The following is a 24,240-nucleotide window of genomic DNA, read 5'->3' on the forward strand; positions in this document are numbered from 1 at the left end:
TCGGCATAGGATATCCGGGTGAACCAGAAGATCCTCCGCGCCGATTTCGACGACCCCCGCCTCGAGGAGTTCCTCGCCGAGCACCTCGCCGACATGATGGCCACCTCCCCGCCGGAGAGCGTGCACGCCCTCGACCTGGACGGCCTCAGGCGGCCGTCGGTGCGCCTGTGGGTCCTGCACGACGGCGGCGAGCTGGCCGCGGCCGGTGCCCTCTCCAGTGTGGGCGAGGGGCACGAGGAGCTCAAGAGCATGCGCACCCGCGCTCGGTTCCGCGGCCGCGGCCTGGCGCGGCGGATGCTGCAGCACCTGGTAGCGGACGCGGCGTCGCGCGGGGTCGCGCGCCTCTCGCTGGAGACCGGGGTCGAGGACTACTTCGCCGCCGCCCGCGCCTTCTACGCGATGGAGGGCTTCGAGCTCTGCGACCCCTTCGGCGTCTACGCCCCCGACCCCAACAGCGTCTTCATGACCCGGGAACTGGCCGTCGGGTCCTTCGCGGCGGCGGACCCCGCAGCGGCACCCGCAGGATGAGCGCCGGTTCCGGGCCGGCGTCGTGCCCGCGGGGATCGGAGCCATAGACTCGAGGAGAACGGTAGACCGGAAGTCGTGCGTCGAAGGGGCGGATTGTGGACCAGAAGAAGGACTTCGAGCCGGAGTCGACTCGCGTGACGGATCGGATCCGCAACGAGATCATCGACGGGATCCGCCCGCCCGGGAGCAAGCTGGTCGAGCGCGACCTGGCCGCCGACCTGGGCGTGAGCCGGCTCCCGATCCGCGACGCGCTCAAGACGCTCGTCTCCGAGGGGCTCGTGACGCTGCGGCCGAGGACGTGGGCCGTGGTGCGCGAATTCAGCGAGTCGGACATCGCCGACCTGCACGAGGTGCGGGTCTCGCTGGAGCTCATGACCTTCAAGCTCGCCGCCCAGCGGCACACGCGCGAGGGGCTGCGGGAGTTGCGCCGGATCGTCGACGACGAGCTGGAGTACTCGCGCCAGAACCGCGGCGTCGAGTCGCGCCGGGCCGGCGCCGATTTCCACGAATGCGTCATCAGGATGTCCGGGAACGAGCTGCTGAACGAACTCAGCCAGACGCTCGCGGCGCGCATGCGGTGGCTGCTGGCGCAGCACGCCGATCTGGAGGGCATGGCCCGGGAGCACGACCAGCTCTACGCGGCGCTCGCCTCGCGGGACGAGGCCGCGGTCGAGCGGCTCGTCCTGCAGCACCTGGAGACGAGCCGCGCGAATGCGGCCGCCATGAAGCAGGCGCGGGACGCGGGACTGCAGGCCTCGGGGACCTGACGCCGACTCCCGCTCGTCGGGGCGCTCCCACCCGGTGCCCGGGCTGGGGCGTCAGCGCTCGGACGCGGCGGGCCTCGTCGCAGCGTCCACCGCTGCGGTCAGCGTTGCGGCGTAACCCGACTCCGCGCTGCCGGTGACGGCCGCGAGCTGGCTGGCGCCGCCGTCGTCCCCGAAGACGTTGTCCCCGCCCAGGCTGACCCGGGCGAGGTGCCGGGCCGACGTCTCGTAGCCGGCCGTCGCGTACACGGCGTCGGCGGCGTCGGCCGGCAGCGCCGCCTGCGAGACGGCGATGGCGTTCGCCGGGTCCGTGATCGACTCCTGGTCCGGGTAGACCTCGAAGTGGACGTGCGGCCAGCGGCCCGGGTAGCAGGCGGGGAAGATGCTCGTGAAGCGGACCCTGCCGTCCGGGTCGGCGATCTGGACGCCGCGCAGGTAGTTCTCGTTCTCCACGCCGTCCGAGTAGAGCGAGTAGTTCCCGTCCCGGTCGCAGTGCCACACGTAGACGGCCGCTCCCTCCATCGGTGCGCCGGCCACGTCCAGGAGGGTCAGCTCGAACGTCATCGGCACGCCCTCCGCGGTGGCGCTGCCGGTGCCGAAGCTCGAGCGGATGTCGCTGCGCAGGATGCCGGACTCCTGCAGCACGTCCGGCCCGTTCGAGCCGTCGCCCGGGAAGGGGCCCGCGGCCTCGTCCGGGATCTCCGCCAGGACGGGCGGCGAAGACGACGACGCCGCACCCGGCGTCGTCGCCGCCTCGCACGCCGCGAGCCCGAACGCCGCGGCGCCCAGCCCGAGCGAGGAGAGCACCCGCCGGCGCTCGAGCAGGGTCGTCATGTCGAACCCCAGGCCCTGGTCCTCGAGATCCTCGTAGGGGCGGGGGAGGCGGCGGGAGCCGAACCACTTGCCGGAACGGACTGCGAACATGGCGATCCTCTGCTGGTCGTTGTCAGGACGCTCCCGAGCCTAGGCACGCGGTCTGTGGCCCGGCTATGACAGCCCGGGCCCCGGGCTGTGACTTCGGTGGACCCGGTGGGCACGACGTCGCGGGCGGGGCGGTCCTGCCGCAGCGGTCCCTACCGGACGCCGGCCAGATCCTCCCCGGCGATGTGGCCGAAGGTCAGTGCGGGGCCGAGGTTGATGCCGCCGGCGGGGTAGTGCCCGCCCATGACGGAGGCCTGGTCGTTGCCGACCGCGTAGAGCCCGGGGACCGGGCGGCCGTCGGTGCCGAGGACGCGGGCGCGCGGGTCGACATCGATACCGGCGAAGGTGCCGAAGCTGCCCGGGACGACCTTCACGGCGTAGAACGGGCCCTTCTCGAGCGGGGCCAGCGACGGGTTCGGCCCGACCTTCGGGTCGCCGCCGTAGCGGTTGAACTCCGTCGAGCCGCGCCCGAAGTCGGGGTCCTCGCCGCGGCGCGCGTCCGCGTTGAACCGCTCGACGGTCTCGCGCAGCCGGTCCGGGTCGATCCCGCACGCGGCGGCCAGGTCTTCGAGGGTCCTCCCTTTCTTGAGGTAGCCCGAGCGCACGTAGGGGAACAGCGGCACGGGCCGGGGCTTGGCCATTCCCAGCGGGTAGCGGCGGACGAACCGGGCGTCGGCGACCAGCCACGACTCGACGGGCTCGCCGTCGGGGGTGGCCCGGAAGAGGGCGTCGACGTAGTCGTAGTAGCCGTCGGCCTCGTTGACGAAGCGCCTCCCGTCGGCGCGCACGCCGATGCTGCCGGGCTTCGCGCGGTCCATGATGTGCGGGAAGGTCCCGGTACGCCCGTTCGCGTACGGGACGAGGGAGACGGGGCACCAGGCGGCGGGCGAGGCGACGTCGGTCTTGAAGCGTCCGCCGACGGCGAGGGCCAGGTCGAGCCCGGCCCCTGCGGCCTCGGCGGGGGCGAGCGTCCAGTGCTCGGCGCCGGTGGGGGTCTTCGGGAACAGCTCGCGGCGGCGCGCGGCGTCCTGCGGGAAGCCGCCCGTGGCCAGGACGACCCCGCGCGCCGCATTGACCGTGTACGGGCCGTCGGGCCCGTACACCTCGGCCCCGACGACGGCGCCGGCGTCGTCCGTGAGGAGCCTCCGGGCGGCCGTGGAGACGCGGATGTCGACCCCGAGGTCGTCCGCCGACTTCAGCAGCCGGCCCGTGAGCGCGGTGCCGTTGACCAGCTGCATGTTGCGCCGGTGCACGGCCAGATCGACGAGGTGCGGCAGGAACCGTCTGGCAGCGTGGAGCAGCCCGGGGAGGCTGCCCCGGGAAGCGGAGAGGAACTTCGCCAGGTCCGGCCCGGCCATGATGCCCATGCCCAGGAAGGACGTCTCGTAGAGCTGGTGGCGCATCTTGGCGCGCAGTTCCGGGCGGAGGTTTCGGGCGTTGTAGGGCGAGGGGCCCACCGAGCGGTGGCCGGTGCCGGCTCCCGGCGTCCTGCCGTAGACGTCCCGGATGTTGACGCCGGGCGTGAACTGCAGGGAGGTCTTCTGCTGGAAGAAGTCGACCATCCGGGGCGCGGCCTCGAGGAACGCCTCGACGCGCCCGGCGTCGTAGTCCGCACCGAGCCGGTGGCGCAGGTAGGTGCGGAACTCCTCGCGGTCCTCGTCGACGCCGTCGGCCCTGGCCAGGGGGTTCCCGGGCGCCCAGGCCCAGCCGCCGGACCAGGACGTGGCGCCCCCGCAGACGGCCGCTTTCTCCACCACCAGGACCTTGAGCCCGTGGTGGGCGGCGGTGACCGCGGCGGACAGGCCGCCGGCGCCGGAGCCGACGACGAGCACGTCGACGTCGAGGGTCGAGGGGGTGGGGGCAGGGGTCATGTCGGGGCTCCGTTTCGTGGTGGGGTGTCGGCCGCTCATGCGTCGGCCCGGGGATCGACGGCGGGCGCCGTCGCGTTCTGCGCGCGGAGGGCGTCGGCCTCGTCGAGGACCGCGACCGCGGCCTCCATGAGCCGGCGGGCCCATTCGGCGTCGCCGATCCTCGCCACCGCCGCCTCCGACGGGGTCTCGACGCTCACCGGCACTGAGGCCGGGAGGGCGGCGAGGACCTCGGCGATCCGGAAGTCGCCCGAGCCCGGGATGCCGCGCTCCGAACGGGACTCGGCGACGAGTCCGGCGCGGTCCGCGGGAGGGGCCGCCGGACCGTCGCAGATCTGGACCATCTGGACCAGGTCGGCGGCGGCGGCCAGCTCCTCCAGCGTGCCGCCGAAGCGGCGGAGGTGCAGGGTGTCGACCACGATCCGGCACCCCGCCGGCCGGGCCAGGGCGGCGGCCGCGGGCAGGGAGTCGACCGCCTGGTAGGAGATCGGCTCGAGCGTCGGAACTATCCCGTGGTCGCGGCCGTCCTCTGCCATCCGGGCCACCGTGTCGGCGAGCCGGAGGCGGTCCGGGTCGCTCGCGGCGACGGTGAGCCCGGTGGCGCCCAGCGCCGCGCCGGCCTCCATCATCCGCAGCCACGCCTCCCGCTGGTCGCCGCCGTCGAGGAGCAGGAACTCGGCATCGCGGACCCGGGTCCCGGTGTCGCGCAGCCGGGCCAGCGTCTCGGCCTGCAGCGGGGAGCCGGGCCGGAGGTCGTAGGCGCGTTCGGCGCCGGTCACCGGGCGGACGCGTACGCCGACGAAGTCGAACCCGGCCCCGGCGGCCCGTCGCACCAGGTCCGGCGGCGCGGTGCCCACGAGTGAGAGCTGGGCGAGGCCCAGCGGGGGACGGGCGTGCTCGGATCCTCTGGAGAGGCTGTGGTCCACGGGATTCTCCTAACGGCTTGCGGGCTGCGCGGCCGCGCGGGCCGTGACGTCGGACGGCGCCACCGGCACGCCGGGAGGGAACGGGGCGAAGCGGACCGGCTCGCCGGTGCGCGCCGCCTCGTAGACGGCGAGCAGGATGCGCAGGGAGGTGGTGGCGGTCCGGCCGGTGACGGCCGGGGCGTCGTGGCGGGCGAGCGCCTCGACGAAGTCGCGGATCTGGCTCGTGTGGTGCGGGACCAGCGCGGCGTTGATCGTGGACAGGTCGACGTCGGGTGCGGCGTCCGCGGGGTGCGCCGGGCTGGACCGGACCGTGCCGTCCGCGGCCATCAGGGTGACCCGGCCGTCGGACCCCTCGGGGAATTCGCTGAGCTCCGCCGTCGCGCCGGTGGAACCGGTGATGCGGATCTGGACGCCCAGGGCCGGCGAAGCGGCGGTGGAGGCGGCCAGCGTGGCCATGGCCCCGGACGTGAACTTGATGACCGCGGCGGCCGAGTCCTCGACGTCGATGTGCTCCCCGTGCTTGAACGTGTTGATGGCGCCGTAGACCTCGGCGACCTCGCCCATGTACCACTGGAGCAGGTCGATGTAGTGGATGGCCTGCGTCATCAGGACGCCGCCGCCGTCGGACTCCCAGGTGCCGCGCCAGGCGTCCTGCGCGTAGTACCCCGGATCGCGGTGCAGCAGGACGGAGACGTGCCCGAGGACCGGGGTGCCCAGGGAGCCGTCGTCGATCGCGGCCCGCACGCGCTGCGCGGCGGGCCAGAAGCGGCGCTGGAACAGCACGCCGAGTTCGACCCCGGCAGAGTCGCACGCGGCGGTCATCCGCTCGGCGGCGGCCATGTCGACGGCGACGGGCTTCTCGCACAGCACGTGGACGCCCGCGGCCGCGGACTCGAGGACCACCGCCTCGTGCGTCGGGTGCGGCGTGCACACCGAGACCACATCCAGCCCCAGGGCCAGCAGCGCGGGGACGGAGTCGACGGCGTGCTCGACGTCCCAGGCCTCGGCGGTGGCTTGGGCGCGGGCCGGGTCGACGTCGCACACGCCCACCACCCGGGCCCCGTCCAGCCCGGCGAAGGCCTCCAGGTGGTTGCGGCTGATCCTGCCGCAGCCGACGATGCCGACGCGGAGCGTGCGGGAGGTGGCGGACGGGGGCAGGTGCACGGCGGGGCCTTTCGAAGCGGATCCGGCCGGGGTGTGTTTCCGGCCGCCGTTCGAGCCTAGGGACCGTGTGGCGACGATGGGCCGTATTGCCCGTTGAACGGAATTAGGTCCCCGCGGTGTTACGGCCCGAGGCGCAGCCAGGGCCTCGATCCGCCGGTCCGCCGCTCGGCGCCCATCGACCGGGACAGCGACCGACCGGCGGCGACGAGTACCGGGACCACCAGCTGGGCGTTGTCCTCGAGCAGCGGCACGACGACGGTGATCGCGCCGATGACGGCGTTGCCCGCCCCGAAGACGGGGACGGCGTAGGCCACGTTCTCGTCCACCAGCACGCCAGGCAGCCGGATGCAGCCGTGCTCGCGGATCTCGGCCAGCCGGGCGCGGATCCTGCCGGGATCCGTCTCGGTCCGCGGCGTCGTCCGCTCCAGCGGCGCGGCCAGGAAGCGCTCCTGGACGTCCGCCGGGGCGTGGGCGGCCATGGCGAGGCCGGCCGAGGTCGTGTGCATGTCCAGCCGGCCCGCGACCTCGGCGAGATCCACGGCGCTGCCGTGCCGGTCCAGCACTTCGAGGTACAGGACCGTGAAGTTCTCGAAGCGCGGCACGGAGAGCGAGACGTGCTGACGCAGCGCCGCGTGGACGCCGTCGAGCACGGGCAGGCCGAGCCGGCGGAACTCCTCCGCCGGGTTCGAGCGGGCGGCGAGCTCCCACATCCGCACGCCCACGCCGAATCGTCCCTCGCGGTCCCGCTCGAGCAGGCCCGCGGACAGCAGCTCGGTGGTGAGCCGGTGCGTGGTCGTGTTGGGCAGGCCGGCGGCCCGTGCCAGCTCGCTGACCGTCAGCCGCGGGGCGTCCCGTTCGAAGGCGCCCAGAATCCTGACGATCCGGTCGATGACCGATTCGCCCGATGCCGAATTGGCCACGGTGCAGACCCCCTCGCTCGTCGTCGGCCCGGCGTGGTCCCTCCGGGGCGCCGGACAGGCCCCGCCGGGCGGCGCCGTCCCGACCAGCCTAGTCCGCGTTCGAAGACCTTCCCTGCCGGCAGGCGAAGGGCGATGCGACGAAGAACTCCGGCGCCGAGGTGTTCCGCGGCGCATGGCCAGAACCGGGCGCACCGGAGAGGATGGGGGCATGGACATCCTCTCCAGCCGCATCCTGCTCCGGCCCGTCGACCTCGTCGCGACCCGGGAGTTCTACCGCGACGTGCTCGGCCTGGCGGTCGCCCGCGAGTTCGGCCCGGAGGGGAGCGGGGGCGTGGTGTTCTTCCTGGGCAGCGGCCAGCTCGAGATCTCGGGCTCCCGCGCGCCGGGCACGCCGTCCACCCTGATGCTGTGGTTGCAGGTCCGGGACGTGCGGGCCGAACTCGTGCGGCTGGCGGGCAGCGGTCTGGCCCCCAAGCGAGAGGCCCGGACCGAGCCGTGGGGCCTGGTCGAGGCGTGGATCGAGGACCCGGACGGCACCCGGATCGTGCTGGTCCAGGTACCCGAGGACCACCCGATCCGGCGGGACCAGAGGGACCTTTAACGACGGCGGTGCGCCCGCCACGCGTGGGAGCGTGACGGGCGCACCGCCGTCGTGCTGGAGAATTCCGTGCCTCAGGCGTCCTCGAGGACCTTCGCCGAGGCCCGGTTCGCGCGGCGCTGGGCCGCGTGCTTGAACGCCGCGTAGGCGACGGCGACGAGCAGCAGGGCGTACATGATGACCGTCGCGGGCGAGGCGACGAGGTAGCCGAGGTCTCCCTCGGAGATCGTCAGGGCGTTGCGCAGATTCGTCTCCGCCAGCGGGCCCAGGATGACCGCGATCAGCACGGGTGCCACCGGGAAGTGGTAGCGGCGCATCACGAAGCCCAGAATGCCGATCGCCAGCAGGAACCAGAGGTCCACCACGGAGGAGCTCACGGCGTAGACGCCCAGCATGGACAGGACGGTGATGCCCGCGTACAGGTACTGGCGCGGGACCAGCAGCAGCTTGGCCCAGAGCCCCGCGAACTGCATGTTGATGATGAGCAGGATGACCAGACCGATGAACAGCGAGGCCAGCAGCGTCCAGACCATGTCTCCCGAGCGCTCGAAGAGCAGCGGTCCCGGCTGCATGCCGTACTGCTGGAACGCGGCGATCATGAGGGCCGCAGTCGCCGAGACCGGCAGGCCCAGGGCGAGCAGGGCGCCCATGGCCATGCCGGCGGTCGAGTTGCCGGCGGCCTCCGGGGCGGCGACGCCGTTGATCGAACCCGTCGTTCCGAAGTCCGTGTCGCCGCGCTTGGCGGCCAGGCGCTTCTCCGTTCCGTAGGCGAGGAAGGTGGGGATCTCCGCGCCGCCGGCGGGGATGACGCCGAAGGGCACGCCGAACGCGGTGCCGCGCAGCCAGGCCGGCAGCGCCTTGCGGAAATCGGCGCGGCTGAGCAGGGCGCGCCCGCTGGCCGGGATCTTGACCGCGTTCGGGTCGCGGTGGATGCGCGAGGCCACGTGGATGACCTCGCCCAGGGCCAGCAGGCCGACCGTGATGACGATGATCGACAGGCCGTCGAAGAGCTCCGGCAGGCCGAGGGTGTAGCGGGTCGTGCCGGACTGGCCGTCCACGCCGATGAGCGCCAGCACCAGGCCGATGCCCAGAGCGGTGAGGCCCTTGATGATCGAGTCGGAGACCACGGAGGAGATCGCGACGAACGCGAAGACGGCCAGGGCGAAGTACTCCGCGGGACCGAAGGCCGTCGCGAGTTTCACCAGAGTAGGGGCGAAGAACACCACCAGGGTCGTGGCGATGAGGCCGCCGATGAAGGCGCCCATGGCGGCGGTCGCCAGCGCGCGGGCGGCCTGGCCGCTCTTGGCCAGGCGGTGGCCCTCGAACGTCGTCGCAATGGCCGAGGAGGCACCCGGGGTGTTGAGCAGGATGCCCGCGGTCGAATCGCCGAACATCCCGCCGAAGTAGATGCCGGCGAACATGATGAACGCCGCCGTCGGATCGAGGCTGAAGGTCACGGGCAGCAGCAGGGCCACCGCCATCGAGGAGCCGAGGCCCGGCAGGACGCCGACCGCCGTGCCGAGCAGGGCCCCGACGAAGACCCACAGGAGGTTCGCGAGCGTCAGAGCGCCGGCGAAGCCCTGCATCAGGTGTGTGAGCTGATCCATGTCAGAGTGCTCCTTCCAGGAAGCCGGCCGGCAGGTTCAGGCCGAGACCCACGTTGAACGCGACGTAGGTGATCGAGGCGAAGAGCAGGGCGACGCCGACGTCGAAGACGGGGCGTTTGCTGCCGAAGGCCTTGCAGATCACCCAGAACAGGCCGGCGGACGCGAAGACCCAGCCGAGGACGGGCAGGGTGAGGATGAAGGCCGCGGCCCCGCCGACCACCCAGGCGATCGTCTTCCAGTCCGAGTACGCGCGCACGCGGCCCGTGGTCCGGGGGCGCTGGCCGGTGGAACCGAAGACGGTGTCGCGTCCGGTGTCGCCGAATTCGGCGAGCATGTCGGGGGAGAAGTCGTGGCTGCGCGGGTCGGCGCCCTGCGGGAAGCGGCGGGTGCGCAGCACCGAGACCGCGTGGACGACGCCGAGCACGTAGAGCAGGATGCAGACGATCGTCGGGAAGAACTGCGGGCCCGGGATCGTGTCGCCCATGACGTTCATCGTGGCGGTGCCGACGGTGACGGCCGCGGCCAGCGCCAGGATCAGCGCCGAGACCACGAGCTCGCTGCGGCCGGACCAGAAACTGGTGATGCGGATGGCCTCGTCGCCGTCCCGGCCGGTCTGACCGGCTTCTGTTTGGATGTCGGTGGTGCTCACAGTCCCAGTCCTTCCACGAGGTCCTTGGTGGTGACGATCTCCTCTGCGAGGAAGGCGTCGAATTCCTCGCCCACCATGAAGCTGTCCGTCCAGTTGTTCCGCTCGACGGCGTCCTGCCAGTGCTCCGTGGCGTGGAATTCGGTCAGGATGTCCACAAGCTCGGCCTTCTCCTCCTCGGTGATGCCGGGAGCGGCGACGTAGCCGCGCCAGTTGGCCATCGCCGCGTCGACGCCGGCCTCCTTGAAGGTCGGGACGTCCACGCCCGGCAGGCGCTCCTCGGAGGAGATCGCCAGCGCGCGGAGGCTGCCGTTCTCGATCTGGTCCGAGAGCTCGTTGTAGCCGGAGACGGCCGCCGCCGTCGTGCCGGAGAGCACCGAGGTGATGGCCTCGCCGCCGCCGGAGTACGGGATGTAGTTCACGTCCTGCGGGTCGATGCCGACGTTCTCCGCGGCCATGCCCATCAGGAGGTGGTCGATGCCGCCGAGGGAGCCGCCGGCGATCGCCGTGCCGCCCGGGTCCTGCTTCCAGGCCGCGACGAAGTCGTCGAGGGTCTCGATGTCCGAGTCGCCGGGGACGACGATCACGGAGTAGTCGTCGGAGAGCCGCGCGATGGGCTCGACGTCGTCGAGCGACGTGCCGGCGTCGGCCAGCTCGATCGCGCCGATCATCACGCCGCCGGTGACCATCAGCATGTCGGAGCGGCCTTCCATCTGCGCGAACTGGCTCAGGCCGATGGTTCCACCGGCGCCCGGGACGTTGACGACCTGGACGTTGTTGCTGATGCCGTCCGATTTGATGGCCTGCTGCGCCTCGCGGGCGAACCCGTCCCAGCCGCCGCCGGGGGAGGCGGGGGCCATCAGGACGAGCTTGGACCGGGCGGTCGATTCACCGCCGGACGCCGCGGCGTTCACGAGCGCGAGCGCCGTGACGGCCGCGACGGCGACGCCGAAGACCGTTCTCTTGATGTTTTGCTTACTCATGGGTGTCCGTAAAGTCGAGGGATGGTCGGTCGTATATGACCGGATCAGTCACAACAAGATCGCAGGAAAGTGACCCCGAACACAGGCCGAAAGCGGTTTGGGTCATAGTGGTCACAAGAAAAGTAAAGTCAACGGTCGAGAGGAGGGGCATGCCGAACGCCGAGAGCCCACGTCCGCGCCGCCGGTTGCGCCTGCGCCTGGCCGGGCTGCAGGTCGCGATCGTGCTCGGGCTGGTGGTCGTCGTGGCCGCCGTCGTCATGGCCTTCGAGGACCGGCGCATCCAGGAGGCCGCCTACGAGCGGGCGCGCACCGTCGCGCTCGAGGTCGCCGACGAGCCACACGTGATCGACGCGCTGAACACGGACGACGACGTCGGCACCATCGCGCCCCTGGCCCGGCTCGCGCGGGAGACCAGCGGCGTCGACTACGTGGTGGTCGTCGGCCTCGACGACATCCGCGTCTCCCACCCCGACCCCGAGCGCATCGGCGAGCCCGTCTCCACCGACCACTCCCTCATCCGCGAGGGCCAGTCGTTCCGCGGCGTGGAGCGCGGCACCATCGGCGTGACCCTGCGCGTGAAGGAGCCGATCTACGACGGCGAGGAGATCGTCGGCACCATCTCGGTCGGCATCCTGCAGTCCGCGGTGCGCGCCGACCTCGCCTCCGTCGTGCTCGGCTTCGCCCCGTGGATCCTCGGCGCGGCCGGCGCCGGAACGCTCGTCAGCCTCGCGGCCGCCCGCTCGATCCGCCGCCGCATCTTCGGGGTCGAGCCGGACGAGGTCGCCGCCCTGCTCCAATCCCAGAACGCGCTGCTCTACTCCGTGCGCGACGGGGTGGTCGGCATCGACGACGCCGGCGCCATCACCCTGCTCAACGCCGAGGCCATGCGCCTGCTCGGTCTCGGCGGCGACGCCGTCGGGCGCGACGCGGGCGAGGTCCTCGACCCGGTCGTGGGCCGGCTGGACGACGACGGCGCCCGCCAGGTGCTCGTCGGCGAGCGGGTGCTGGTGGTCTCGCGGCGCACGGCGTTCGACTCCGCCGGCGGCGACGCGGTCGGCTACACGCTGACCCTGCAGGACCGGACCGTGCTCGAATCCACCCTGCGGGAGCTGGCCGGCCAGCGCGGGCTCGCGGACGCCCTGCGCTCGCAGACGCACGAGTTCGCCAACCGGCTGCACGTGCTCTCCGGCTACCTCTCCGTCGGCGCGCACGCCGAAGCGGAGGAGTACATCCGCCGGATCGCCGGACCCGCGGAGGCGGGCGCCGCCGTCGTGTCCGAGCCCGGCGTCGCCGGGGTGCTCGCCGCGAACGCCGCGGTCGCCCGCGAGCACGGCGTCGAGTTCGCCGCCGATCCGGACTCCCGGACCGAGGCCGGCTGGACGGCGGACGACGACGTGCTCACCGTGCTGTCCAACCTGCTCAGCAACGCGATCGAGGCGGCGGGCGACGGCGGGCGCGTCGAGGCGCATGTCGTCGCGGGGGAGCAGGGCGTCCGGCTGCGCGTCGGCGACAGCGGGCCCGGAATCGCGCCCGCCGACGTCGACCGCGTCTTCGAGCGCGGCGTCACCACCAAGGACGAGACCGACGTGCCGCACGGGATCGGACTGGCCCTCGTGGACCGGATCGTCGCCCGGCGCCGCGGGAGGATCGACGTGCGCCGCTCCCACCTGGGCGGGGCCGAGTTCGCGCTCGACTGGCCCGCGGGAGCGGACCGCCCGACCGCCACCGACCAGGAGGACCCGAGGCCATGACGGACCAGATCCGCACGCTCATCGTCGACGACGACCCCGACGTGCTGCGCATGCACCAGCTCTTCGTCGAATCCCTCGACGGGTTCGCCGTCGCCGGCACCGCCGCCCGGGCGGCCGAGGTGGTGCCCGCGATGGAGGCGGACCCGGGCATCGGGCTGGTCCTGCTGGACGTCCACCTGCCGGACGGCAACGGCGTCGACGTCCTCACCGAGCTGCGCGCCCGCTTCCCGCGCGCCGGCGTCGTCATGATCACCGCGGCGGCCGAGGCCGAGACCGTGCGCGCGGCGATCGGCCGCGGGATCGACGGGTACCTGGTCAAGCCGTTCACGGTCGACGACTTCCGGGGCCGGCTCGCCGCCTTCCGCGCGGCCCGGGCGCAGGAGCCGGGGCGGCTGGCCCAGGCCGAGATCGACGCCCTCATGGGCGGGACGACGACGGCGCCTCCCGCCGCCGTCGCGCCCCCTGCGCCGCTGCCCAAGGGGTTCTCGCAGCCGACGCTCGAGCTCGTCGCCTCGGCCGTCCGGGCCGCGGCCGAGGACGTCTCCGCGGCCCAGGTGGCCCAGACGTGCGGGATCTCGCGGGTGAGCGCGCGGCGCTACCTCGATCTGCTGACGCGGCGGGGCGAGGCCGAGCTGAGACCGCGGTACGGGTCGGCGGGCCGGCCCGAGCACCGGTACCGCTGGATCAAGCACGCGGGCGCGTGATGCCGCGTACGACGGCCGCTGGTAGGCTGGCAGTAGACTTCCCGCGTCATTCGGCGCGCCTTGGACGATTTCGGTCGCCCTGCATTCAAGAAAATCCAATATAAGGATGAGATGACAAAACGTCACCCCCGCAAAACCCCGCCGCAGCTGAAGAAGGGCGCGATGCGCTGGGTCGCCCTCGGCGGCCTCGGTGAGATCGGCCGCAACATGATGGTCTTCGAGTACAGCGGCAAGCTGCTCATCGTCGACTGCGGCGTCCTCTTCCCCGAAGAGCAGCACCCCGGCGTCGACCTGATCCTGCCGGACTTCAGCTACCTGCGCGGCCGCTGGAAGGACGTCGTCGGGCTCGTGCTCACGCACGGCCACGAGGACCACATCGGCGGTGTCCCGTACCTGCTCAAGGAGCACCGCGAGATCCCGATCTACTCGGCCAAGCTGACGCTCGCGTTCCTGAAGAACAAGCTGACCGAGCACCGCATCAACAACGTCAAGCTGAACCAGGTCAAGGAGGGCGACAAGCGCAAGCTCGGCCCGTTCGACCTCGAGTTCCTGGCCGTGAACCACTCCATCCCGGACGGCCTCGCCGTCTCGGTCAAGACGCCCGCCGGCTCCACGCTGGTCACCGGCGACTTCAAGATGGACCAGTTCCCGCTGGACAAGCGCATCACCGACCTGGCCGGCTTCGCGCGTCTGGGCGAGGAGGGCGTGGACCTGTTCCTGCCCGACTCCACCAACGCCGAGGTTCCGGGCTTCATGGCCGCCGAGGCCGACCTGGTGCCAGCGATCGACAACGTGATCCGCACGGCCCCGCGCCGCGTGATCGTCTCCTCGTTCGCCTCCCACGTGCACCGCATGCAGCAGGTCATCGACGTCGCCCACAAGTACGGCCGCAAGATCGCCTTCCTGGGCCGCTCGATGGTCCGCAACATGGGCCTGGCGGACGAGCTCGGCTACCTGAACATCCCCAAGGGCATGCTCGTCGACTTCAAGGAGCTCGACAAGCTGCCGCCGAACAAGGCCGTCATCATCTGCACCGGCTCGCAGGGCGAGCCGATGGCGGCGCTGGCGCGCATGGCCAACCAGGACCACATGGTCGACCTCGTCGAGGGCGACACCGTCCTGCTGGCCTCCTCGCTGATCCCGGGCAACGAGTCGGGCATCTACCGCCTGATCAACGACCTGACCAAGCTAGGCGCCAACGTGGTCCACAAGGGCAACGCCAAGGTGCACGTCTCCGGCCACGCCTCCGCGGGCGAGCTGGTGTACTGCTACAACCTGGTGCGGCCCAAGAACGTCATCCCCGTGCACGGCGAGCACCGCCACCTCAAGGCGAACGCCGACCTGGCGATCCGCACCGGTGTCGACGCACGCAACGCCCTGATCATCGAGGACGGCGTGACCGTCGACCTCGAGAACGGTATCGCCCGCGTCTCCGGCTCCGTTCCGGCGTCGTACGTGTACGTCGAGAACAACGTCGCCGGTGCCGCGACGGAGGAGGAGCTCGCGCACCGCGTGCGCCTCTCCGAGGACGGCGCCGTGACCGTGCTGGCGATCATCGACCCGGACACCGGGGAGATGGAGGACGATCCGGAGTTCTTCCCGGTCGGCTTCGACCTGACGGACGCGCAGATCGAGAAGGCCGCCGGCATCGTCGAGAAGGCGCTGGTCCGCCTCAACGAGAAGACCGGCCCCGAGGCCGAGAAGCAGATCGCCAAAGCGCTGGTCCGCTGGGCCGACCGCTCGATCCGCCGCCGCCCGCACTTCACGGTCATCACCGTCGACGCGTAGGCGCAAGGCCGAATCGCCCGCACCCGGAGGAATCCGGAGGCGGGCGATTCGTCGTTTAAGCGGATGTGCGGGCCTACGCGAGCTCGGCGAGGGACTCGGCCAGACGGTCGACGAGGATCTCGGCCTGCGCCTGCTCGATCACCATCGGCGGGCGCATCTTCAGCACGTTGTCGTCGCGGCCGATCTTGCTGATCAGCACGCCCTTCTCCCGCATCTTCTCGGTGAGCGCGCGGGCGGTGCCGGCGGCCGGCGCCCCGTCGTCGTGCACCAGATCGATGCCGAAGAACAGGCCGCGCCCGCGCACCGACGCGACCAGCGGGCTCTCGGCGGCGAGCCCGTGCAGGCGCGAGGCGATGTAGGCGCCCGTCTCGTGGGCCCGGGGCAGCAGGCGCTCGTGCTCCATCACCTCGAGCACGGCGAGCCCGGCGGCCGAGGAGACCGGGCTGCCGGCGAACGTGTTGAAGTACATGTTGCGGCGGCCGAACTCGTCGAGGAGCTCCGCCGTCGTGACGACGCCGCCGACGGGGTGCCCGTTGCCCATCGGCTTGCCGAGGGTGACCAGCTCGGGCGAGAGGTCGAAGAGCTCGTGGCCCCACATCGCGTCCCCGAGGCGGCCGAACCCCGACTGCACCTCGTCGGCGACGACGAGCCCCCCGGCGGCGCGGACCCGCCGGGCCAACCCCTCGATGTAGCCGTCGGGCGGCGTGAGCAGGCCCTCGGTGGAGAAGAGCGGGTCGAACAGGGCCGCCGAGACGCCGTGGCCGGCCTCCTGCAGCGAGGCGATGGCCGCGTCGACCTCGCCGAGGGCGCGCACGCAGAGGTCCCGCGCCGCGGTCTCGGTCAGCCCGGTGGCATCCGGGATGCGCAGGGTGCGGACGTGGCCGCCGAGCGGTTCGTGGACGGTCAGCCCCGTGGTCAGCTCGGCCAGCGAGGTGGTGTTGCCGTGGTAGCTGAAGTCGGAGACGAGCACCCCGGTGCTGCCGGTGTGCTGCCGGGCCACCCGCAGCGCCAGCTCGTTCGCCTCGGAGCCGCTGTTGACCAGGAAGAGCCGGTCGAGTCGGTCGTCGAAGGCCGCCAGGAGCGCCTCCGCGTAGTCGACCACCAGGTGGTTGAGGTAGCGCGTGTGCAGGTTCAGGGTGCGCAGCTGCCGGTGCACGGCGTCAGCGACCACGGGGTTCGCGTGGCCGACGTGGGGGACGTTGTTGTAGCCGTCGAGGTAGGTGCGGCCCTGCGCATCCGTCAGCCAGACGCCCTCGCCGGAGACCAGCTCGAGCGGTTCGCGGTAGAAGAGCGGGGAGTGCTCGCCGAGGGTGGCGTAGCGGCGGGCGAGCAGCTCGGAGGTTCCCGGGGTGGTCATGGCGGCCTTTCGGTTCAGTGGCTGGGTGCGGCGAGCAGCCCGCAGGCGAGGGAGCGGACGGCGCCGACCTGGGCGTCGACGGTCTCCGGGGCGGCGGCCGTCCGGGCCGCCGAGGCGCGCAGCGCGCCGGACAACGCTGTGGTCAGCGCGTCGAGATCGGACCCGCGGGGCAGGTCGCCGGCGGTGCGGGCGTCCGCGAGGTCTGTGCGGATGAGCGCCTCGAACGCGGCCGAGGTCCCGCCGGCGATGTCGGCCAGGACGGGCACGACGTCGGCCGCGGTGCTCCCGTAGAACCGGCCCGACGGCGTCGCGGTGCGTTCGGTCAGGGCGCGCGCCAGCGCGGCGATCCGGTCCGGCGCCCCGGTCTCGCGCCCGCGGAGGGTGCGACCGCGCTCGTCGACCTCCTCGGCGATGCGCAGGTACACGGCGCGGACGATCTCCTCGCGGCCGCCGGGGAAATGCGCGTAGAGGGTCCCCCGGGCCAGGCCGGCGCGGCGGCTGAGCTCTTCGAGCGTGGTGGCGGCGTAGCCGCCGTCGCCCAGGGCTTCGGCGGCCGCGTCCAGGATGTCGGCTCGGGTGCGCCGGCGGTTCCGCTCCCTCAGGGGGAGCGGCTGCGTCAGGGTGCTCATGGGTTCTCCTCGGAGGTCGGCGAGGTGCGTTGGGCACCAGCATAGACGCAACGGAGGGAAAATTGAACAGTCTTGTTCAGTTGACATGCGCGATGTTCAGTTTTACTTTTAGGTGACCGGCACCACACGAAGGGGTAGATCATGAGACTGCAGGCCGCCACCGATCTCGTCGACCGGGCACTCGGGCGCTACGGACTCCGCGGGTCCGGCGACGTCGAACTGGTCAAGTACCGGGAGAACTACGTCTTCAAGCTGAGCCGGCCCGCCGGCTCCTACGCCGTCCGGGTGCACCGGACCGGCTACCGCGGCGAGGACGAGATCCGCACCGAGATGGCCTACCTCGACGCGCTCGCCGAGCGCGGGCTCCCCGTGCCGCGGCTCGTGCGCACGCTGGACGGCGAGCTGCTGTGCAGCGAGGAGCTGGAGGGGGAGGACGTCTACGTCGACGTGCTCCACTGGGTCGAGGGGGCGTCGCCGCTGGGCGACATCGCCTCCGGGCTCGATGGCACCAGCACCCTGGCGCCCGCCGACTTCCGCGCCCTGGGCGAGCGGCTCGGCGAGCTGCACCTGGCCCTCATCGACCTCGGGCGGCTGCCCGGGTTCGCGCGCGGGGCCTGGAACACCCCCGGTCTGGCGGGCCGCAGGCCGCTGTGGGGCGACCCCCGCCGCGTCGACCGGCTCGCCGGCCGGGACGCGGAGACACTGGGGCTGGCGCTCGCGGCCCTCGAGCGGGACCTCGCGGACCTGCCGGGCGACGAGCAGCACTTCGGGGTGATCCACGCCGACCTGACGCCCGAGAACGTGCTGGTCAGCGGGTCGGGGATGACGCTGATCGACTTCGACGACTTCGGCGAGGGGTGGCACCTGTTCGACCTGGCGACGGCGCTGTTCTTCTACACGCCGCACCCGCGCTACGAGGACTTCCGCACGGCTCTGTTCGGCGGATACCAGTCGGTGCGCGGCGTCCCCTCCGGCTTCTTCGCCGCGTGGGACGTCCTCCTGCTGGCGCGGGCGACGACCTACCTCGGCTGGGCGGGTCAGCGGGCCGGCGACCCGGAGGCGGACTTCATCGCCGACCGCGTGGCCCCGCACGTGGTGAGGATGGCCCAGGACTATCTGCGGTCCCGGGCGCACGGACACACGGTCGAGGCCTGACCGGGCGGGTGTCGGCGGGGCCATGTTGATATCGCGCCCTGGTGTCGGTAGGTTGATAAGGTAAGGCTTACTTAAGCGGATTAGGCTTGAGAAGTTTTCCCTATCATTCCGAAAGGCCATCATGCCACTCGTGCGCCCTGCCCTGCTGCGCTCCCGCAGCGCCTCCGCGACCCGCCCCGCCCGGCGCGGCGGCCTCCTGGCCGCGGCGGCCGCCGTCGTGCTGCTCGCCTCGGCCTGCACCCCGGGCCAGGCCGCGTCCGGCGGCGGGGAACCGGGCGAGGACGCCCTCACGATCGAGCACGCGTTCGGCGAGACGGTGATCGAGGGGACTCCGGAGCGGGTTGCGACCGTCGCGTGGGGCAACCACGAGGTGCCGCTCGCGCTCGGCGTCGTGCCCGTCGGCATGGCGGCCACGACCTGGGGCGACAACAACGGCGACGGCGTCATGCCGTGGGTCGAGGAGCGGCTCGAGGAGCTGGGCGCCGAAACGCCGGTCCTCTTCGACGAGTCCGACGGCATCGACTTCGAGGCCGTGGCCGACTCCGACCCGGACGTCATCCTCGCCGCCTACTCCGGACTCAGCCAGGAGGACTACGAGACCCTGAGCGAGATCGCCCCGGTCGTGGCGTTCCCGGAGAACGCCTGGGGCACCGACTGGCGCGACACGATCACCATGAACGCCGCCGGCATGGGCCTGGCCGAGGAGGGCGACGAGCTCGTCGCCGAGTACGAGGACCTCATCGCCGAGAAGACGGCGGAACACCCGGAGCTCGACGGCACGGCCGCGATGTTCCTGACCCACGTCGACGAGTCCGACCTGTCCACGGTCAGCTACTACTCGGCGCTGGACACCCGTGTGAAGTACTTCGGCGACCTCGGTCTCACGTCCCCCGAGGCCGTCATCGCCGAGTCCGAGGCCAACGGCACCTACTCGGTCCAGCAGTCGGCGGAGACCGCCGACGAGTTCGCCGACGCCGAGCTGATCGTCACCTACGGCGGCGAAGAACTGCTCGAAGCGCTGCAGGCGGACCCGATCCTCTCGCAGATGCCGGCCGTCGAGAACGAGGCCGTCGTGGCCCTGCCCGGTGACGGCCCCCTCGGCAACGCGGCCAACCCGACGGCGCTCTCGCTGCCGTGGCACCTGGACGCCTACCTGAAGCTGCTCTCCGACGCTGTTGAGTAGCCCGGCCGCCACCGCCCACCCGGGCGTCCGGCGGAGCGCGTGGGCACTGGCGCTCGTCGGCGCCCTCGCGCTCCTCGCCGTGCTCTCCGTGGCGTTCGGAGCCCGCGTCGTCAGCCCCGGCGAGGTGTGGGGCGGGCTCGCAGGCTCCACCGACGGGTTCGGCGAGGCCGCCGTCGCCAAGCGCGTGCCCAGGACCGCCCTGGCCCTGCTGGCCGGGGCGGCCCTCGCGGTGTCCGGGGTGGTGATGCAGGGCGTGACGCGCAACCCGCTCGCGGACCCCGGCATCCTCGGCGTCAACATGGGCGCCGCGCTCGCCGTCGTGGTCGGCATCGCCCACTTCGGCCTCGTGTCGGCGACGAGCTTCGTCTGGGTCGCGATCGCCGGAGCCGCCGTCGCGGCACTGGTCGTCTACGCGATCGCCTCGCTCGGCCCGGGCGGCTTCCACGCCGGCGCCGCGACCCCGTTGAAGCTCGCGCTCTCCGGGGCGGCCGTCTCCGCGGCTCTGGCCTCGTTCATCTCGGCCGTGGTCCTCGGCCGCAACGACATCGCCTCCGGCGTGCGCTCGTGGCAGATCGGCGGCGTCGGCGGCGCGGACTTCGCGTCGATGGCCGCCGTGGCGCCGTTCCTGGCCGGCGGCCTGGCGATCAGCCTGCTCGCGGCCAAGGCGCTGAACTCGCTGGCCCTCGGCGACGAACTCGCCGCGGGCCTGGGCGAGCGGGTCGGTCTGGCCCGCGGTCTGGCCTCGCTGGGCGCGATCGTCCTCGCCGGCGCGGTCACGGCGCTCACGGGCCCGATCGGCTTCGTGGGCCTCGTCGTGCCGCACGTCGTCCGCCTGCTCATCGGGTCCGACCACCGCTGGCTGCTGCCGCTCTCCGCGCTCGCCGGCGCCGTGCTGCTCACGGCCGCCGACATCGTCGGCCGCGTCGTGGCCCGCCCCGCCGAGATCGACGTCGGCATCGTCACCGCGCTCGTCGGCGCCCCGTTCTTCATATACATCGTCCGGAGGCAGAAGGTGCGGGAGCTGTGAGTACGACGTCGTCGCGCACCCGCCCCGTCGCGGTGGTGGCCGCGCTGGGCGCCGCCGTCGTCGCGCTGTACCTGCTGAACCTGATGGTGGGCCGCACGTTCTACCCGCTGGACGACGTCGTGGCGGTCGCGCTCGGGGCCGACGTGGACGGCGCGGGCTTCACCGTGGGGCGCCTGCGCCTGCCGCGGGCGAGCCTCGGGCTGGTGGCCGGGGCGGCGTTCGGGCTGGCCGGCGTCTGCTTCCAGACCCTGCTGCGCAACCCGCTCGCGAGCCCGGACGTCATCGGCATCAGCGCCGGCGCGAGCACGGCGGCCGTGCTCGGGATCGTGTTCTTCGGCCTGTCCGGGGCGTCCGTCGCCGGCCTGGCGGTGGCCGCCGCGCTGGTGGTGGCCGCCGCCATCTACGCGCTCTCCTCGCGAGGCGGGGCGACCGGAACGCGCCTGATCCTCATCGGCATCGGCGTCGCCGCGATGCTCGAATCGCTGACCACCTACGTCCTCTCCAAGGCCGGGGCCTGGGACCTGCAGGAGGCCATGCGCTGGCTCACGGGCAGCCTCAACGGGGTCGGATGGGAGCAGGTGGTGCCGGTCGCCGTCGCGCTGGGGATCCTGGGGCCGCTGCTGCTCGCGCAGGCCGGGCCCCTGTCCATGCTGGCGTTGGGCGAGGACACGGCGGCCGGCCTCGGGGTCGCCGTCGGCCGGACCCGGCTGCTCCTGGTGCTGGCCGCCGTGGGCCTCGTCGCGTTCGCGACGGCGGCCGCCGGGCCCATCGCGTTCGTGGCCTTCCTCTCGGGTCCGATCGCCGGAGGGCTCGTCGGCCACGGCCGGTCGCTGCTGCTGCCGGCGGCGCTCGTCGGGGCGGTCCTCGTGCTCGGCGCGGACTTCGCAGGTCAGAACGCGTTCGCGACGCGCTATCCGGTCGGCATCGTCACGGGCGTGGTGGGAGCGCCCTACCTCGTGTACCTGATCATGCGCAGCAACAGGACCGGTGCGATGTGAGGGCTCACATCCCGCCGGGATAGGATGTCCGGCATGCCTGTTGCTGAAGTGGAACACCCCGAGCTCTCCGAAGCCGTCACCGCCGTCGTCGCCCGCCGCGGGTTCGACGAGTTGACCCTGAACGACGTGGCGGAGGAGGCCGGCCTGGCCGTGACGTCGCTGGCGCGGATCTACCCGACCAAGTCGGCGCTCGCGCGGGCCACGTTCGCCCACGTGTTCGAGCAATCCAGCGAGGGAATCAACGCCGCGATCGACGGCCGCTATGGCGTCGACGCCATCCGCTCGTTCGTCATGGCCGTCCTGCCGGACGACGAGACGAAGGTCGCCGCCGCGCGCGTCCTGCTCCCGTTCTGGCAGCTGGCCCTGCACGACGACGAGCTCGCCGCCGCCAGCGCGAGCGCGTCCGACGCCTGGCGCACCCTGCTGCGCACGTGGCTGCGCGAGGCGATGGCGGACGGCGACGTCCGCGCGGACGTCCAGGTCGACGTCGTCACCGAGATGGTCCTGAACTGGATCGCCGGAACGCAGGCCGCCGCGATCGGCGAAGCGCGGCACAATGCGCCGCAGCAGCTGCGCGCCCAGGTCGACGCGCTGCTCGACCTCCTCCACGGCTAGCGGTCCGTCCGCAGGCCCTGCGGCAGAACGGCCTGCAATCTGGTGGATGAAAGCTGACTTCCATCCACCAGATCGCAAGCCCGTTGCCTCGGCAGGGACGTTGGGCTACGTCTCTCGGACGAGATTGCTGTTCTTGGTCTCCTTCATGAGGATGCCGGTGAGCAGGGTGATGCCCGCGACGCCGATCAGGTAGTAGAGGAACCAGTTCTGGTGGCCGTTCTGCGTCAGCAGCGCGTTCATGTACGGTGCCGTACCGCCGAAGATCGCCGTGGCCAAGGACAACGGGCCGGCGACTCCGGCAGCCCGGACATGGGTCGGGAACACCTCGGCCCATACCGCGCCGTTGACGCCGAAAAGCAGAGCCATGGCGGTCAGGGAGGCGAGCATCGCCAGAACCAGTCGGCCGAAACTGCCGTCGACGAGCCCGTAGATGGGGATGGTCAGGACGACGAAAGCGACGCCGAAGGCGATGATCATGGGTTTGCGGCCGATGCGGTCGCCGAGCCATCCGGCGGCGAGGACCGCGACGAGGAAGTAGACCTGTGCGATGAGGCTGGCGGCCAGCGCGCTGGAGGGGGACTGGCCGTGCTGGACCTGCGCGTGGGTGGGCATGAAGATCAGCCACGTGTAGAACATGATGGACCCGCCGGCCGACAGGCCGAAGACGATGAGGATCGCCCTCCAGTGGTGCAGGAGTCCCCGCTTGCGGGGCGCGGATGCTGCGGTTTCCCGGCCCGGGGCGGTGTCCTTGGAGGTCTCCTCGAACGCGTCCGTTTCCGTGATCCGGCGCCGCAGATACAGGGCGTACAGGCCCAGCACGCCACCGATGCCGAAGGCCACACGCCATCCCCACTCGCGGATGTCGGTGTCGGAGAGGTTGGCGGTAAGGACGAGCCCGGTCACGGTGGCGAGGATGGTCCCGAGCACCACGCTGAACCACGAGGTGGCCCCGAACAGGGCGCGCCGTCCGCGCGGTGCCCGCTCCACCAGATACGTGACGGACGTGCCCATCTCCCCGCCGTGGGCGAGCCCCTGGACGAGGCGGGCGACAAGCAGGATCACCGAGGCGGCGAGACCGACGGCGCCGTAGGTCGGGGCGAAGGCGATGACGAGGCTGCCTAGCGCGGTCACCATCATGGCCAGCGTCAGGCTCTTGCGCCGTCCGACCCGGTCGGCGTAGGCGCCGAAGAGGAAGCCGCCCAGGGGGCGCGTCACGAATCCGACGGCGAAGACGGCCAGGGTCGCGAGCAGTGCGGAAGCCGGGTTGTCGGGTTGGAAGAACTGGACCGCGAAGTAGGGCGCGAAGATCGAGTAGATCGTCCAGTCGTACCACTCGAGCGAGTTGCCGAAGTTGACCGCGATGAGGTCGCGGACGCGCCGGGCGGACGTCGCGGCAACCCGCGTCTCCTGTGCTGTGGTGCCGGTGCCGCTCATGCCGGCTGCCCTTCGAGCCCCATCCGGGCCTCCTTGTCTGCGCCGGGCACCCGCATCTCGAAGGTGTCCCGGACGACCGTGTAGTCGAAGTATCCCAGACGGGCGATGGGTTCGATCTTGCTGATGTCCAGCCTGCCGTCGACGGTGATGACCTCGTCGTCGATGTGGATGGTTTCGACGGTTGCGAAGATGATGTCGACGGTGCCCACGGGCGAGTTGCCGGGCACCCGGTGCGTCGAGTGGTACTTGCATTCGAACTTGACCGGGCTCTCCTGCACCATCGGCACCGGTGCGTTGTCGGCGTAGGCCCGGGTCAGGCCGAGGTGCTCGAATTCGCTCTCGTCCGGTTCGAGCGCCATGGCGCTGGTGTTCACGGCGTCGCGCAGAGCGAATGTGGCCATGTTCCACACGAACCAGCCGGTGGTTTCCGCATTGACGACAGTGTCCTTGCGGCGCCCGTCCGGGTACTGGTTCGCCGAGAACATCACCATGGGCGGGTCGAAGGTGAGGTTCTGCCACTGGCTGTACGGGGCGATGTTCTCCACTCCTTCCGCGCTGACGCTGGAGAGCCAGCCGATCGGGCGCGGTACGGTGCAGCTCTTGAACGGCGAGAACGGGAGCGGGCTGGACTCCTGGTTGGGGCGGTACTTCATTGGTTCCTCCATGTGATCGGT

At 71.9% G+C, this 24,240-nt stretch carries 23 protein-coding genes; 11 read left to right on the forward strand and 12 right to left on the reverse strand.

Annotated elements, in window-relative coordinates:
• Window positions 1-18: 18 nt before the first annotated feature.
• Together IE069_RS01745 and IE069_RS01750 are read left to right on the forward strand one after the other, a co-directional pair.
• Window positions 19-528 carry a GNAT family N-acetyltransferase gene (locus tag IE069_RS01745; RefSeq protein WP_229790872.1) on the forward strand — a complete coding sequence of 170 codons (510 nt, stop codon included), beginning with the start codon at window positions 19-21 and terminating at the stop codon, window positions 526-528.
• 95 nt (window positions 529-623) lie between these two features.
• Entirely contained in the window at window positions 624-1,295 is a 672-nt protein-coding gene (locus tag IE069_RS01750) for a GntR family transcriptional regulator (protein WP_189348369.1), read from the forward strand.
• Window positions 1,296-1,346: 51 nt separating this feature from the next.
• Here the strand turns inward: IE069_RS01750 and IE069_RS01755 are convergent, their stop codons facing one another.
• The 5 genes from IE069_RS01755 to IE069_RS01775 form a co-directional block, all read right to left on the reverse strand.
• The gene (locus IE069_RS01755; protein ID WP_189348370.1) at window positions 1,347-2,216 is read right to left on the reverse strand and encodes an intradiol ring-cleavage dioxygenase; all 870 of its coding nucleotides are present in this window, start codon (window positions 2,214-2,216) and stop codon (window positions 1,347-1,349) included.
• Window positions 2,217-2,365: 149 nt separating this feature from the next.
• A complete protein-coding gene (locus IE069_RS01760) occupies window positions 2,366-4,084 on the reverse strand; it encodes an FAD-dependent oxidoreductase (protein WP_189348371.1) in 1,719 nt (572 codons plus the stop codon).
• A gap of 35 nt (window positions 4,085-4,119) precedes the next feature.
• The gene (locus tag IE069_RS01765) at window positions 4,120-5,007 is read right to left on the reverse strand and encodes a sugar phosphate isomerase/epimerase family protein (protein WP_229790873.1); all 888 of its coding nucleotides are present in this window, start codon (window positions 5,005-5,007) and stop codon (window positions 4,120-4,122) included.
• A 9-nt stretch (window positions 5,008-5,016) separates the two neighbouring features.
• Window positions 5,017-6,171, reverse strand: coding sequence for a Gfo/Idh/MocA family protein (locus IE069_RS01770; RefSeq protein WP_229790874.1), 1,155 nt, complete (start codon window positions 6,169-6,171; stop codon window positions 5,017-5,019).
• A 119-nt stretch (window positions 6,172-6,290) separates the two neighbouring features.
• Entirely contained in the window at window positions 6,291-7,091 is an 801-nt protein-coding gene (locus IE069_RS01775) for an IclR family transcriptional regulator (RefSeq protein ID WP_189348372.1), read from the reverse strand.
• Between the two features lie 208 nt (window positions 7,092-7,299).
• Here IE069_RS01775 and IE069_RS01780 point away from each other — a divergent pair, with 208 nt between their 5' ends.
• Window positions 7,300-7,692, forward strand: coding sequence for a VOC family protein (locus IE069_RS01780; protein ID WP_189348373.1), 393 nt, complete (start codon window positions 7,300-7,302; stop codon window positions 7,690-7,692).
• Window positions 7,693-7,763: 71 nt separating this feature from the next.
• On the opposite strand, the gene IE069_RS01785 is transcribed toward IE069_RS01780, so the two are convergent.
• The 3 genes from IE069_RS01785 to IE069_RS01795 are packed head-to-tail and all read right to left on the reverse strand — an operon-like array spanning window position 7,764 to window position 10,925.
• Window positions 7,764-9,296 carry a tripartite tricarboxylate transporter permease gene (locus IE069_RS01785; protein WP_189348374.1) on the reverse strand — a complete coding sequence of 511 codons (1,533 nt, stop codon included), beginning with the start codon at window positions 9,294-9,296 and terminating at the stop codon, window positions 7,764-7,766.
• Window position 9,297: 1 nt separating this feature from the next.
• Window positions 9,298-9,945: a tripartite tricarboxylate transporter TctB family protein gene (locus IE069_RS01790; RefSeq protein WP_229790875.1), complete on the reverse strand. Its 648-nt coding sequence runs from the start codon at window positions 9,943-9,945 to the stop codon at window positions 9,298-9,300.
• The gene (locus IE069_RS01795) at window positions 9,942-10,925 is read right to left on the reverse strand and encodes a Bug family tripartite tricarboxylate transporter substrate binding protein (RefSeq protein WP_189348375.1); all 984 of its coding nucleotides are present in this window, start codon (window positions 10,923-10,925) and stop codon (window positions 9,942-9,944) included. The genes IE069_RS01790 and IE069_RS01795 overlap by 4 nt, the downstream gene beginning before the upstream one ends.
• Before the next feature lie 149 nt (window positions 10,926-11,074).
• Here IE069_RS01795 and IE069_RS01800 point away from each other — a divergent pair, with 149 nt between their 5' ends.
• The 3 genes from IE069_RS01800 to IE069_RS01810 all read left to right on the forward strand — a co-directional run bounded on the left by IE069_RS01800 (window position 11,075) and on the right by IE069_RS01810 (window position 15,168).
• Window positions 11,075-12,676, forward strand: coding sequence for an ATP-binding protein (locus IE069_RS01800; protein ID WP_189348376.1), 1,602 nt, complete (start codon window positions 11,075-11,077; stop codon window positions 12,674-12,676).
• Window positions 12,673-13,380 carry a response regulator transcription factor gene (locus tag IE069_RS01805; protein WP_189348377.1) on the forward strand — a complete coding sequence of 236 codons (708 nt, stop codon included), beginning with the start codon at window positions 12,673-12,675 and terminating at the stop codon, window positions 13,378-13,380. The genes IE069_RS01800 and IE069_RS01805 overlap by 4 nt, the downstream gene beginning before the upstream one ends.
• 111 nt (window positions 13,381-13,491) lie before the next feature.
• Complete coding sequence (locus tag IE069_RS01810; RefSeq protein ID WP_229790876.1) at window positions 13,492-15,168, forward strand: ribonuclease J; 1,677 nt, start codon at window positions 13,492-13,494, stop codon at window positions 15,166-15,168.
• 73 nt (window positions 15,169-15,241) lie between these two features.
• Here IE069_RS01810 and IE069_RS01815 read toward each other — a convergent pair whose 3' ends face one another.
• Together IE069_RS01815 and IE069_RS01820 are read right to left on the reverse strand one after the other, a co-directional pair.
• Complete coding sequence (locus IE069_RS01815; protein ID WP_189348378.1) at window positions 15,242-16,525, reverse strand: aspartate aminotransferase family protein; 1,284 nt, start codon at window positions 16,523-16,525, stop codon at window positions 15,242-15,244.
• Window positions 16,526-16,539: 14 nt separating this feature from the next.
• Complete coding sequence (locus IE069_RS01820) at window positions 16,540-17,154, reverse strand: TetR/AcrR family transcriptional regulator (RefSeq protein ID WP_229790877.1); 615 nt, start codon at window positions 17,152-17,154, stop codon at window positions 16,540-16,542.
• A gap of 141 nt (window positions 17,155-17,295) precedes the next feature.
• Here IE069_RS01820 and IE069_RS01825 point away from each other — a divergent pair, with 141 nt between their 5' ends.
• The 5 genes from IE069_RS01825 to IE069_RS01845 all read left to right on the forward strand — a co-directional run bounded on the left by IE069_RS01825 (window position 17,296) and on the right by IE069_RS01845 (window position 22,132).
• Window positions 17,296-18,309, forward strand: coding sequence for a phosphotransferase enzyme family protein (locus IE069_RS01825; protein ID WP_189348380.1), 1,014 nt, complete (start codon window positions 17,296-17,298; stop codon window positions 18,307-18,309).
• 130 nt (window positions 18,310-18,439) lie between these two features.
• Window positions 18,440-19,492, forward strand: coding sequence for an iron-siderophore ABC transporter substrate-binding protein (locus IE069_RS01830; protein WP_229790878.1), 1,053 nt, complete (start codon window positions 18,440-18,442; stop codon window positions 19,490-19,492).
• Complete coding sequence (locus IE069_RS01835; protein WP_229790879.1) at window positions 19,485-20,519, forward strand: FecCD family ABC transporter permease; 1,035 nt, start codon at window positions 19,485-19,487, stop codon at window positions 20,517-20,519. Before IE069_RS01830 ends, IE069_RS01835 begins: the two co-directional genes overlap by 8 nt.
• Complete coding sequence (locus IE069_RS01840; RefSeq protein ID WP_229790880.1) at window positions 20,516-21,517, forward strand: FecCD family ABC transporter permease; 1,002 nt, start codon at window positions 20,516-20,518, stop codon at window positions 21,515-21,517. The genes IE069_RS01835 and IE069_RS01840 overlap by 4 nt, the downstream gene beginning before the upstream one ends.
• 33 nt (window positions 21,518-21,550) lie before the next feature.
• Window positions 21,551-22,132, forward strand: coding sequence for a TetR family transcriptional regulator C-terminal domain-containing protein (locus IE069_RS01845; RefSeq protein WP_189348382.1), 582 nt, complete (start codon window positions 21,551-21,553; stop codon window positions 22,130-22,132).
• Between the two features lie 105 nt (window positions 22,133-22,237).
• Here IE069_RS01845 and IE069_RS01850 read toward each other — a convergent pair whose 3' ends face one another.
• Together IE069_RS01850 and IE069_RS01855 are read right to left on the reverse strand one after the other, a co-directional pair.
• Window positions 22,238-23,566 carry an MFS transporter gene (locus IE069_RS01850; RefSeq protein ID WP_189348383.1) on the reverse strand — a complete coding sequence of 443 codons (1,329 nt, stop codon included), beginning with the start codon at window positions 23,564-23,566 and terminating at the stop codon, window positions 22,238-22,240.
• Window positions 23,563-24,219, reverse strand: a complete 657-nt coding sequence (locus tag IE069_RS01855; protein WP_189348384.1) for a flavin reductase family protein — start codon at window positions 24,217-24,219, stop codon at window positions 23,563-23,565. The genes IE069_RS01850 and IE069_RS01855 overlap by 4 nt, the downstream gene beginning before the upstream one ends.
• Window positions 24,220-24,240: the final 21 nt, after the last annotated feature.

The sequence above is a fragment of the Zhihengliuella salsuginis genome (genome assembly GCF_014651715.1).
Lineage (GTDB): Bacteria > Actinomycetota > Actinomycetes > Actinomycetales > Micrococcaceae > Zhihengliuella > Zhihengliuella salsuginis.